The 12,082-nt window shown below is 55.7% G+C and carries 12 protein-coding genes; 9 read left to right on the top strand and 3 right to left on the bottom strand.

Annotation, left to right across the window (positions count from 1 at the left end):
• Position 1: 1 nt before the first annotated feature.
• Positions 2 to 1,162: a cystathionine gamma-synthase gene (gene metB, locus ACSOSI_RS25160; RefSeq protein WP_012147460.1), complete on the bottom strand. Its 1,161-nt coding sequence runs from the start codon at positions 1,160 to 1,162 to the stop codon at positions 2 to 4.
• 317 nt (positions 1,163 to 1,479) lie between these two features.
• Here metB and metJ point away from each other — a divergent pair, with 317 nt between their 5' ends.
• Complete coding sequence (metJ, locus tag ACSOSI_RS25165) at positions 1,480 to 1,797, top strand: met regulon transcriptional regulator MetJ (RefSeq protein ID WP_012147461.1); 318 nt, start codon at positions 1,480 to 1,482, stop codon at positions 1,795 to 1,797.
• A gap of 81 nt (positions 1,798 to 1,878) precedes the next feature.
• Here metJ and rpmE read toward each other — a convergent pair whose 3' ends face one another.
• Complete coding sequence (gene rpmE, locus ACSOSI_RS25170; RefSeq protein WP_012147462.1) at positions 1,879 to 2,094, bottom strand: 50S ribosomal protein L31; 216 nt, start codon at positions 2,092 to 2,094, stop codon at positions 1,879 to 1,881.
• A gap of 198 nt (positions 2,095 to 2,292) precedes the next feature.
• Here rpmE and priA point away from each other — a divergent pair, with 198 nt between their 5' ends.
• From priA to rraA, 7 genes are all read left to right on the top strand, one after another.
• Positions 2,293 to 4,488, top strand: a complete 2,196-nt coding sequence (priA, locus tag ACSOSI_RS25175; protein ID WP_261423145.1) for a primosomal protein N' — start codon at positions 2,293 to 2,295, stop codon at positions 4,486 to 4,488.
• Between the two features lie 288 nt (positions 4,489 to 4,776).
• Positions 4,777 to 5,805: a DNA-binding transcriptional regulator CytR gene (gene cytR / locus ACSOSI_RS25180; protein WP_012147464.1), complete on the top strand. Its 1,029-nt coding sequence runs from the start codon at positions 4,777 to 4,779 to the stop codon at positions 5,803 to 5,805.
• A gap of 65 nt (positions 5,806 to 5,870) precedes the next feature.
• The gene (gene ftsN, locus ACSOSI_RS25185) at positions 5,871 to 6,806 is read left to right on the top strand and encodes a cell division protein FtsN (protein WP_476706323.1); all 936 of its coding nucleotides are present in this window, start codon (positions 5,871 to 5,873) and stop codon (positions 6,804 to 6,806) included.
• A 102-nt stretch (positions 6,807 to 6,908) separates the two neighbouring features.
• A complete protein-coding gene (gene hslV / locus ACSOSI_RS25190) occupies positions 6,909 to 7,439 on the top strand; it encodes an ATP-dependent protease subunit HslV (RefSeq protein WP_012147466.1) in 531 nt (176 codons plus the stop codon).
• A gap of 12 nt (positions 7,440 to 7,451) precedes the next feature.
• On the top strand, positions 7,452 to 8,786 hold the full coding sequence (gene hslU / locus ACSOSI_RS25195) for an HslU--HslV peptidase ATPase subunit (protein ID WP_017894416.1): 1,335 nt from the start codon (positions 7,452 to 7,454) through the stop codon (positions 8,784 to 8,786).
• Positions 8,787 to 8,878: 92 nt separating this feature from the next.
• Positions 8,879 to 9,796 carry a 1,4-dihydroxy-2-naphthoate polyprenyltransferase gene (locus tag ACSOSI_RS25200; RefSeq protein WP_012147468.1) on the top strand — a complete coding sequence of 306 codons (918 nt, stop codon included), beginning with the start codon at positions 8,879 to 8,881 and terminating at the stop codon, positions 9,794 to 9,796.
• Between the two features lie 80 nt (positions 9,797 to 9,876).
• Positions 9,877 to 10,362, top strand: coding sequence for a ribonuclease E activity regulator RraA (gene rraA / locus ACSOSI_RS25205; protein ID WP_012147469.1), 486 nt, complete (start codon positions 9,877 to 9,879; stop codon positions 10,360 to 10,362).
• Between the two features lie 56 nt (positions 10,363 to 10,418).
• Here the strand turns inward: rraA and zapB are convergent, their stop codons facing one another.
• Positions 10,419 to 10,658 carry a septal ring assembly protein ZapB gene (zapB, locus tag ACSOSI_RS25210; RefSeq protein WP_012147470.1) on the bottom strand — a complete coding sequence of 80 codons (240 nt, stop codon included), beginning with the start codon at positions 10,656 to 10,658 and terminating at the stop codon, positions 10,419 to 10,421.
• A 539-nt stretch (positions 10,659 to 11,197) separates the two neighbouring features.
• On the opposite strand from zapB, the gene ACSOSI_RS25215 reads away from it, so the two are divergent.
• Complete coding sequence (locus ACSOSI_RS25215) at positions 11,198 to 12,043, top strand: MIP/aquaporin family protein (protein WP_012147471.1); 846 nt, start codon at positions 11,198 to 11,200, stop codon at positions 12,041 to 12,043.
• The last annotated feature ends 39 nt before the right edge of the window (positions 12,044 to 12,082 follow it).

A 12,082-nucleotide genomic window follows, 5' to 3' on the forward strand; every position in this document is an offset into this window, starting at 1 on the left:
CTTACCTCGTTGCCGCCGCCTGGAAGGCTCGTTCCAGATCGGCAATCAAATCTTCACTGTCTTCAATACCCACGGAGATACGCAGCAGGCTCTCGGAAATACCGGCCGCCGCACGGGCTTCTGCCGCCATACCTGCGTGGGTCATGGTCGCTGCATGCGAGATCAGGCTTTCTACGCCGCCCAAGGATTCTGCCAGAGTAAACAGCTCAAGGGCAGACAGAAAACGGCGCAGTAGCGCTTCATCACCGTCCAGTTCAAAGCTGAGCATCGCGCCAAAGCCGCGTTGCTGACGACGTGCAATCTCGTGCCCAGGGTTCTGAGGCAGAGAAGGATGATACAGCTTTTTCACCAAGGGTTGCTGCTGTAAATAACTGACAATCGCATCGGCGTTTTGTTGCGCCGCCTTGATACGCGGCGACAGCGTGCGCATGCCGCGCAGCAACAAATAGCTGTCGAACGCGCCACCGGTCACGCCGATATTATTGGCCCACCACGCCAATTCCACCGCCAGATCTTTATCTTTGGCGATCACCGCGCCGGCCACCACGTCGGAATGGCCATTGAGGTATTTGGTACAGGAATGCACCACCAAATCGGCACCCAGCCCAATCGGCTGCTGTAGCGCCGGGCTGAGGAAGGTGTTGTCCACCACCGTCAAGGCCCCCACGGCGTGTGCCGCATCGCAAATCGCCGCAATATCCACCACACGCAGCAGTGGGTTGCTTGGGCTTTCAATCAGCACCAGCTTGGGCTTTTGCGCCAACGCCTGCTGCAGCGCTTCTTCATTCCCCTGATCGACAAACAGCACGCGGTAAGCGCCACGCTTGCTCAGGCTATCGAACAGACGGTAGCTGCCACCATAGCAATCATGTGGCGCCACCAGCAGATCGCCGGGTTGCAGGAATACCGTGGTCACCAGGTGGATTGCCGACATCCCGCTGCTGGTCATCACCGCACCGGCGCCCCCTTCCAGTTCCGCCAGCGCACGCTGGACCACGTCACGCGTCGGGTTACCGCGACGTGAGTAGTCATGAGCACGAGGCTGGTTGAAGTCGGTGAAATTATAGGTGCTGGAAAGGTGGATCGGCGGGACAACGCAGCCGTACTGTTCGTCATCGTTCAGGCCGCTACGTACGGCAATCGTGGCAGGTTTACGCGTCATAGGGTCTCTCGGCTCTCGGGATTGGGATGAATGAGGCCTAAAGATTAATCGCAGTGAGGATAGACGTCAATACATCTGGACATCTAAACTTCTTTGCGTATAGATTGAGCAAAAGCCTAATACCCGCTAAAATTATGCCAGTTTTAGATGACGATACGATGTTAACCCGGAATGCATAGGCGACGCCTATTGATCGTCCGCATTCAGTGACCCTGGTCGCGTAAAATTGACATTTATTTAGTGAGAACAGTGAAGATCGGGCATAATTGGCCGGTTTTTAGAATTTTGTAATTTTTCTGACAATTTTAAGGTGTCCCATGGCTGAGTGGAACGGCGAGTATGTCAGCCCTTACGCTGAACACGGTAAAAAAAGCGAGCAAGTAAAAAAAATCACGGTATCCATTCCGCTGAAGGTCCTGAAAATCCTTACCGATGAACGGACGCGTCGCCAGGTAAATAACCTGCGCCATGCCACCAACAGCGAATTGCTGTGCGAAGCATTTCTGCACGCCTTTACCGGCCAGCCGCTGCCGAACGACGAAGACCTGCGCAAAGAACGCAGCGATGAAATCCCGGAAGCCGCGAAACTGCTGATGCGTGAATTGGGTGTGGATCCCGATACCTGGGAATACTAAGCGCCGGTCTGCACTTGCTTGCAGACGGTAGAAACGAAAAAAGGCGCCGAAGGCGCCTTTTTCATCTGACGATAAGAAATCTTATTTCTTAGCGCCTGGCACGCTGAAACGCTTGTTGAAGCGGTCAACGCGGCCACCGGTAGCAACATCACGCTGCTTGCCAGTGTAGAACGGGTGACATTCGCCACAAACGTCCAGGTTCAGATCGTGACCCACTGTAGAGCGGATTTTGATCACGTTACCGCAAGAGCAGTTAGCAGTAACTTCTTCGTATTTTGGGTGGATACCTTGTTTCATGGGAAACCTCAGTTAAGGCCGTGTCGCTATCCAGCCCTGTTTCGCCAGACACCACACGTGGTTGATAAAGAATTTGGTATCGAATTATACCAAAGGCGGCAAATTATACAGAATTAAAAGTACCGCGCAATCGGAACCGTACATTTGCCGATGCGCAGTGTAAACTGATGGACTCTTTTTTTCACTCTGGATGACCCCATGCCTGTTGTTCACGTTGCTTTGCCGGTCCCCCTCGCCCGCACCTTCGACTATCTGCTGCCGCAAGGCCTGCAGCCGGCGGTCGGCGCGCGCGTAGGTGTGCCCTGGGGTAAGCAACGGGCGATCGGTATCGTCACCGGCTGCAGCGAAACCAGCGAATTGCCGCTGGACAAGCTTAAACCCATCGACAGCGTGCTCGACAGCGCCTCGCTGTTCTCACCCAGCCTGTGGCGCATTCTGCGCTGGGCCAGCGACTATTATCATTACCCCATCGGTGAAGTGCTGTTCCACGCATTGCCTATCCTGCTGCGTCAGGGAAAACCGGCTGAAGCGGCACCGCTGTGGCAGTGGTTCGCTACCGAACAGGGCCGCGCTACGCTGCCGGAAAGCCTGAAACGCGCGCCCAAGCAGCAGCAAGCGCTGGCCGCGTTGCTGCAACGTCCGGTCTATCGCCATCAGGTCAATGAACTGGAATTAACCGAGAGCGCCTTGCAGGCATTACGCGCCAAGGGGCTGATCGATTTACGCTCTCAGACGTTGGCGGTGCAGGACTGGCGGCCCGGTTTTGAAGTGTTGGGCGAACGGCTGCGGCTAAACACCGAGCAGGCGACCGCCGTGGGTGCCATTCGCAGCGAAGACGAGCAGTTCGCCACCTGGCTGCTGGCCGGGGTCACGGGTTCCGGCAAGACCGAGGTCTATCTCAGCGTACTGGAAAACATCCTGGCGAAGGGCAAACAGGCATTGGTACTGGTGCCGGAAATCGGCCTGACGCCGCAGACCATTGCCCGTTTTCGCGAACGTTTCAACGCTCCGGTGGAGGTGCTGCACTCCGGCCTTAACGACAGTGAACGGCTGGCAGTCTGGCTGCGCGCCCGCAGCGGCGAGGCGGCAATTGTAATCGGCACCCGCTCGGCGCTGTTTACGCCGTTTTCGCGCCTGGGCGTGATCATCATCGACGAAGAACACGACAGCTCTTATAAACAGCAGGAAGGCTGGCGCTACCACGCCCGCGATCTGGCGGTATTCCGTGCCCGCGAGGAAAACATCCCGATGGTGATGGGCACCGCCACGCCGGCACTGGAAACGCTGCACAATGTGCAACTGGGTAAATATCGCCAGCTCAAACTCACCCAGCGTGCAGGTAATGCCAAACCGGCGACGCAGCATCTGATCGATCTGAAAGGCCTGCCGCTGAAAGTGGGTCTTTCGCAGCCGTTGCTGAAAAGCATGCAGCACCATTTGAAGGCCGGTAATCAGGTGATGCTGTTTCTTAACCGGCGCGGCTACGCACCGGCGCTGTTGTGCCACGAGTGCGGCTGGATCGCCGAGTGCCAGCGCTGCGATCATTACTACACCTTCCACCAGAATCATCGTCAACTGCGCTGCCACCACTGCGACAGCCAGCGTCCGGTCCCCCACCAGTGCCCACAATGCGGCTCTACTCATCTGGTGTCGGTCGGCGTCGGCACAGAACAGTTGGAACATGAACTGGCGCCGCTGTTCCCGGAAACGCCGATCACCCGTATCGATCGCGACACCACCAGCCGCAAAGGCTCGCTGGAACAGCATCTGGCGGATATTCACCGCGGCGGCTCGCGCATTTTGATCGGCACCCAGATGCTGGCCAAGGGCCACCATTTCCCGGATGTGACGTTGGTAGCCCTGCTGGATGTCGACGGCGCTCTGTTCTCGGCCGACTTCCGTTCTGCCGAGCGCTTTGCCCAGCTGTATACCCAGGTCTCCGGCCGCGCCGGCCGTGCCGGTAAGCCCGGCGAGGTCTTGTTGCAGACTCACCACCCGGAACACCCACTGCTGCAAATTCTGCTGCAACAGGGTTACGACGCCTTTGCCAAACAGACGTTGGCGGAGCGCAACAGCGTGTTCCTGCCGCCCTATACCAGCCATATCATCGTGCGTTCGGAAGATCACGATAACCAGCAGGCCCCCCAGTTCCTGCAGCAACTGCGCAATCTGCTGGAAGCCAGCCCGCTGAAAGATGACTCGCTATGGGTGATGGGGCCGGTCCCGGCGCTGCAGTCGAAACGCGGCGGTCGTTTCCGCTGGCAGCTGCTGCTGCAACACCCTTCCCGGCGGGTACTGCAACAGTTAATGAAAAGCTCCCTGCCGCTGGTCAGTACCCTGCCACAGGCACGTAAGGTGAAATGGACGCTGGATATCGATCCAATAGACAGCTGAACCCAGAAAAGTCCGATTCAGTTCATCCAATGCAAACGTTTACCCTTGAAATTGCGAGCGAACGCTAAAAAACCTTCCCAGGTCACACTTTTTATGCAAATTAGGTAACAAAGGCAGGACGTATTCTGTTTAGAATAACTGCGAAGGCAATTTGTCACCTCTTGCAGGACAGTGATGGAATGTTTGAGCGCGGATGGCGCTAAATGATAACAACACCACCGCACGCCAGAATTTGTGAGCAAACTGAAGTCGTCGCGTTGGCATGGGGCTAACGCAAGGAGAAAGGCGTTGGAACACAAGAAAGAATTATCCATGGCAACCATGAAAGACGTTGCCGAAATGGCGGGCGTTTCAACGGCAACCGTGTCGCGTGCGCTGATGAACCCGGAAAAGGTGTCAACGCCGACGCGTCAGAAAGTGGAACAGGCCGTACTGGCCGTGGGCTATTCTCCTCATGCCCTCTCACGCAATATCAAGCGTAACGAATCCCGGACTATCCTGGTGATCGTCCCCGACATTTGCGATCCGTTTTTCGCCGATGTGATCCAGGGGATCGAGCAAACCGCCGCACAACAGGGCTACCTGGTGCTGATTGGTGACTGTGCTCAGCAAAACCAGCAGGAACGCACCTTCGTCAACCTGATCATTACCAAACAAATCGATGGCATGCTGCTGCTTGGCTCCAACCTGCCGTTCGATGCCAGCAAGGAAGAACAGCGTAACCTGCCGCCGATGGTGATGGCCAACGAGTTTGCTCCGGAGCTGGAACTGCCGACGGTGCACATCGATAACCTGACCGCCGCCTTCGAAGCCGTGCATTATTTACATCAGCTCGGCCACCAGCAAATCGCCTGTGTCGCCGGGCCGGAACAGATGCCGCTCAGCCATTATCGCCTGCAAGGTTACATTCAGGCGCTACGTCGTAATGGCATTACCGTCGAAAGCAGCTATATTACCCGGGGTGATTTCACCTACGAGGCTGGCGCTCAGGCGCTGGCAACGTTGATGGCACAGCCAAAACCGCCGACGGCAGTGTTCTGCCACAGTGATGTGATGGCCATTGGCGTGCTGTCGCAGGCGAAAAAGATGGGGCTGCGAGTACCGCAGGACCTTTCTATCATCGGCTTTGACGACATCAAACTGGCGCAGTATTGCGATCCACCGTTAACCACAGTGGCTCAACCGCGCTACCAGATTGGCCAGCAGGCCATGTTATTGCTGTTGGAGCAGCTACACGGGCAGACCGTGGCAAGCGGCTCCCGGCTATTGGACAGTGAATTGATTATCAGAGGCAGCACCGCTGCCCCGAAACGCTAGTCAAATATTTTAGGGTTCAGTAACATGACGGACTTATCCCCTCATCAGGACACAGCGGAATAATAGTGGCACAAAAAGACTATGTAAGCCGTGGGCGCGCAGCAGGAGCTAAGCGTAAAACCCCCAGCCGTAAAAAACGCAGTTCTCCGAAGGTTTCCAAAACCGTGTTGGCGTTAGCCGTCGCACTTCTGGTTGTCTTTATCGGTGGCCTCTATTTCATTACGCACAACAAGCCGGATGACGCGCCGCTGCTGCCTGTGCACAGCAATCGTCCAGGTAACGGCTTGCCGCCGAAACCGGAGGAACGCTGGCGCTACATCAAAGAGCTGGAGAATCGTCAGATTGGCGTGCAAACCCCGACCGAACCTACGGCAGGCGGTGAAGCCAACTCCAAGACTCAGTTGACTGCAGAGCAACGCCAACTGCTGGATCAAATGCAGGCGGATATGCAACAACGTCCGACACAGCTCAATGAAGTGCCGTATAACGACCCTTCCCAGGCCGCCGCACGTAGCCGTCAGCAGCAGGTGCAACAACAGCAGATTCAGCAGCAGCAGGTGCAGCAACCACCGGTGACTCAACCGCGTAACCCGTTTAACAACGGCGCGACGACAGCACCGGTACAGCAGCCGGCTCAGCCGAAGCCACAACCCAAGCCGCAGCCGGTAACGCAGCCGCCGGTGCAGGTTAAGCAGCCGAAACCTGAGGTCAAACCGGAAACCAAGCCGGAAGTGAAACAGGAAACGGCCAAGCAGGAAACCAAGCCAGAGTCGAAGCAAAAATGGATGGTGCAGTGTGGCTCGTTCCGCGCAACCGACCAGGCAGAATCCGTGCGTGCGCGCCTGGCGTTTGAAGGTATTGAAAGCCGTATCACCGCCGGCGGCGGCTGGAATCGTGTGGTGCTCGGCCCATACAGCAGCCGGGCTGCTGCGGACAAAACCCTGTCGCGTCTGAAGGGCGTAGGCATGTCAAGTTGCATTCCCCTCTCCGTTGGGGGTTGAAAAGCTTCAATCCCCCCCCATCTATACTCTCAATATGCCTCGTAGTGTCTGCGCAAGCAGATGCTGCGAGGGCTTCTTTCCGTCTTCAACGAGGGTCTGCTCGTGACAACAATTGTAAGCGTACGCCGTAACGGCCAGGTAGTGATCGGTGGCGATGGCCAGGCTACCTTGGGCAATACGGTAATGAAGGGCAACGTCAAGAAAGTGCGTCGCCTGTATAACGACAAAGTGATTGCCGGTTTTGCCGGTGGCACCGCGGATGCCTTCACGCTGTTTGAGCTGTTCGAGCGCAAGCTGGAAATGCACCAGGGTCACCTGGTGAAAGCAGCCGTTGAATTAGCGAAAGACTGGCGCACCGACCGCATGCTGCGCAAGCTCGAAGCGCTGCTGGCAGTCGCGGATGAAAACTCCTCGCTGATCATCACCGGCAACGGTGACGTGATCCAGCCTGAAAATGATTTGATTGCGATTGGCTCCGGCGGTCCGTACGCCCAGGCAGCCGCCCGCGCGATGTTGGAAAATACCGAGCTGAGCGCCCGCGAAATTGTTGATAAGTCTCTCAACATCGCCGGTGACATCTGTATTTACACCAACCATTTCCACACCATTGAAGAATTGCCTTCCAAAGCGTAAGGATCGAATACTATGTCTGAAATGACCCCGCGCGAGATCGTCAGCGAACTGGACAGCTACATCATTGGCCAGAACAAAGCCAAACGTGCCGTTGCCATCGCCCTGCGTAACCGCTGGCGCCGGATGCAGCTCAACGAGATGCTGCGCCACGAAGTCACGCCAAAGAACATTCTGATGATCGGCCCGACCGGCGTCGGTAAAACCGAAATCGCCCGCCGTCTGGCGAAACTGGCCAACGCGCCGTTCATCAAGGTTGAAGCCACCAAGTTCACCGAAGTGGGCTACGTTGGGAAAGAAGTGGATTCTATTATCCGCGACCTGACCGATGCTGCGATCAAAATGGTGCGTCTGCAATCAATCGACAAGAACCGTACCCGCGCCGAAGAACTGGCGGAAGAACGTATCCTTGATGTGTTGATCCCACCGGCCAAGAACAACTGGGGCCAGGCGGAAGAGCATCAGGAGCCGTCCTCGGCACGCCAGGCATTCCGCAAGAAACTGCGTGAAGGCCAGTTGGACGACAAGGAAATCGAGATCGATCTGGCCGCAGCGCCGATGGGCGTAGAAATCATGGCTCCTCCTGGCATGGAAGAAATGACCAACCAGCTGCAGTCAATGTTCCAGAACCTCGGCGGCCAGAAGCAGAAACCGCGCAAGCTGAAGATCAAAGAAGCCTTCAAACTGCTGGTGGAAGAAGAAGCCGCCAAGCTGGTGAACCCGGAAGAGCTGAAAGAACAGGCGATCGAAGCGGTTGAGCAGCACGGCATCGTGTTTATCGACGAGATCGACAAAATCTGTAAGCGCGGCGGCCAAAGCTCCGGCCCGGACGTGTCTCGCGAAGGCGTGCAGCGCGACCTGCTGCCGCTGGTGGAAGGCTGTACCGTTTCCACCAAGCACGGGATGGTCAAAACCGATCACATTCTGTTTATCGCTTCCGGCGCATTCCAGACCGCCAGCCCTTCAGACCTGATCCCGGAATTGCAGGGCCGTCTGCCGATCCGCGTTGAGTTGCAGGCGCTGACCACCGAAGACTTCGAGCGTATTCTGACCGAGCCAAGCGCTTCGCTGACCGAGCAGTATAAAGCGCTGATGGGCACCGAAGGCGTCAATATCGAGTTCACCGCCGAAGGTATCCGCCGCATCGCCGAAGCCGCATGGCAGGTTAACGAAAGCACCGAAAACATCGGCGCACGTCGTTTGCACACCGTGCTCGAGCGTCTGATGGAAGATATTTCTTATGATGCGAGTGAAATTAACGGTCAATCCATTACAATTGATGCGGATTACGTAGGTAATCATCTGGATGAACTGGTAGCGGATGAAGATTTGAGTCGTTTTATCCTATAATCGCTCAATCATGTCCAGTCAGTCATCTGTGGGAGGCATTTGCCTCCCACAACTATTTCTAACGGACACAGCCACTAACTCTGAAGCGAAAAATGAGCTCATCAACTACCATCTCCCCGGCCAGAGCCTGGCTTGAAAGTTTACGACCGCGCACCCTGCCGCTGGCCTTTGCCTCGATCGTCGTCGGTTCCGCCATTGCCGCCTGGCAAGGTAGCCTGAAGCCCGGCGTGGCGCTGCTGGCGCTGCTGACGGCCGGCCTGCTGCAAATTCTCTCCAACCTGGCGAACGACTATGGCGATGCGGTAAAAGGCAGCGACAAAGAAGATCGTATCGGGCCGCTACGTGGTATGCAAAAAGGCATGATCACCCAGGCACAGATGAAACGGGCTTTGGTGGTGACGGTGGTACTGATCGCCATCGCCGGCAGTTCGCTAATTGCCGTGGCCTGTGAACAACCCAGCGATGTGGTGGGTTTCCTGGTGCTGGGCGGGCTTTCTATCGTCGCAGCCATTACCTATACCGTCGGCAACAAACCTTACGGCTATCTGGGCTTGGGCGATATCTCGGTGCTGGTGTTCTTCGGCTGGCTGAGCGTCGCAGGCACTTTTTACCTGCAAACCCACGCCTTTGACAGCATCGTGATGCTGCCGGCCACCGCCTGTGGCCTGCTGGCAGCGGCGGTGCTCAATATCAATAATCTGCGCGATATCGAAAGCGATCGCGCCAACGGCAAGAATACCCTGGCAGTCCGGCTCGGGCCGCAGAAGGCGCGTTATTACCACCTGTTGCTGCTGATCGGCGCGGTGGCGTGCTTTACGCTGTTCACGTTGCTCAACCTGCATAGCCTGTGGGGCTGGTTGTTTGTCTTGGCTATCCCGTTGCTGGTACGCCATGGCTTGCGCGTGTTGCGTGACCCTACGCCAGCCGGTATGCGGCCGATGCTTGAACATATGGTCAAGGCGGCGCTGCTGGCCAATATATTGTTCGCTATCGGCGTGGTGCTCAGTTAGCCATCGAACTGATGATTTTGCCAACAGGGCGAATAAAGGGATATACTGGTTATTCCAGCGGCAAACAGACGTAAAATCCTATGAAATACGATACTTCCGAACTTTGCGACATCTATCACGAAGAGGTGAACGTAGTTGAGCCTCTATTCTCCAATTTTGGCGGGCGTACTTCATTTGGCGGGCAAATCACTACGGTGAAATGCTTTGAGGATAACGGTCTGTTATTCGAGCTGCTTGAAGAAAACGGCCGTGGTCGCGTCCTGGTGATTGACGGCGGCGGCTCGGTACGTCGTGCCCTGATCAACGCAGAACTGGCACGTCTGGCCACCCAGAACGAGTGGGAAGGCATCGTGGTGTACGGCGCGGTTCGCCAGGTAGACGATCTGGAAGAGATGGACATCGGTATTCAGGCAATGGCGGCCATTCCGGTCGGCGCCGCCAGTGAAAGCATTGGCGAAAGCGACATCCGCGTTAACTTCGGCGGTGTGACCTTCTTCTCCGGCGATCATCTGTATGCCGACAATACCGGTATTATCCTGTCCGAGGATCCACTCGATATCGAGTGATTTTCAGACAGGAAAAAGGGCGCCTAAGGCGCCCTTTTCGATCGTGCAATACGGAATCAGACTTCTTCCATTTTGCCCAACAGCGCACGCAGACGGTCTTGCCATACGTGCTGCTCTTCTTTCAGTTGCTGGTTCTCGCGTACCAACGATTCGTGGTTGCCGGAGGCAGCCTGAACTTCCTGTGAAAGAGTGTTGTTTTTGTCTTTCAGCTCTTCAATTTCCATCTGCAGCAGGGTGATGGTATCGATCGCCTGCTGAACTTTTGATTCCAATTTCTCAAATACTTCAAATGACATTCTTCAGTCCCCTCATGATAGCAAGGCGTACATCTATAGGTAACGGCCGCAACTCTGGTTGCAACTGCTGCGAATATGCATCGCGCCAAGTGACACACGCTTTTATTGAAAATAACGCGCCTGTCTCGATAAAACGCTTCTTTCGATAAAAACGATTGTAAGTAGCCTGTCCCCGACTGTCTAGCAACATCCGGCTCAACGCGCAGTCTGTTGCAATTTTCCTGCCGCCACTATCAGCAAAAACTGAAAATACTCACCGCGTGTAAATCGCTTTGTTAACGAACGGTGGCCAAATCACTGGTCAGATCACAGTTTCATGGAGCAGAAAGAACACAAAACGACGCGAATTCGCTCAATTTTATGACGAAGCACACACATTTTGATTTCGCTATTTCTCGTTTATGTTCGTTAACGATAAATTTACATCACGTCCTCAATTAATAATTGGACGAGATGAAAAAAACTGTACCCATAGGCCAGATCGATACACACCCAGAGCCTATAAACCCATAACCGCCGTTTTGCAGGACAACAACATTATGAGCCAAACCACCAGTCCGACCCTAAAAGGCCAATGTATCGCCGAGTTTCTCGGCACCGGCCTGTTGATATTTTTTGGCGTAGGCTGCGTTGCCGCGTTGAAACTGGCTGGCGCCAGCTTCGGCCAGTGGGAAATCAGTATCATTTGGGGCCTGGGCGTTGCCATGGCCATCTATCTGACCGCTGCCATCTCTGGTGCGCATCTCAACCCGGCAGTCACCATCGCACTGTGGCTGTTCGCCTGCTTTGACGGACGCAAAGTATTACCTTACATCGTCGCGCAGATCGCCGGAGCCTTCTGCGCCGCAGCGCTGGTCTACGGGCTGTATTACAACCTGTTCTTCGATTTTGAAGCGGCCAACCATATGGTACGTGGCAGCGACGAAAGCCTGGCCCTGGCCGGTATCTTCTCCACCTACCCTAATGCACACATCTCCGTGGGTCAGGCTTTCCTGGTTGAAACGGTGATTACCGCGATCCTGATGTGCCTGATCCTGGCGCTGACCGACGACGGCAACGGCATTCCACGTGGCCCGCTGGCACCGCTGTTAATCGGTATTCTGATTGCCGTGATCGGCGCCTCTATGGGACCATTGACCGGCTTTGCGCTGAACCCGGCCCGTGACTTCGGTCCGAAAATGTTCGCTTATCTGGCCGGCTGGGGCAAAGTGGCCTTCACCGGTGCGCGTGATATCCCGTACTTCCTGGTGCCAATCTTTGGCCCAATCATCGGTGCCTGCCTGGGTGCCTTCGGCTACCGCATGCTCATTGGCCGCAATCTGCCGTGTGACGTTTGCGTAGAAGAAGAAAAACCCGCCGCCAAGGCTCAGCAGCGTAAAGCGTGATTGGCACAGTTTTAAAACGGTTAACAACAGCAGGACTAA

The organism is Serratia sp. AR11, from assembly GCF_056376275.1.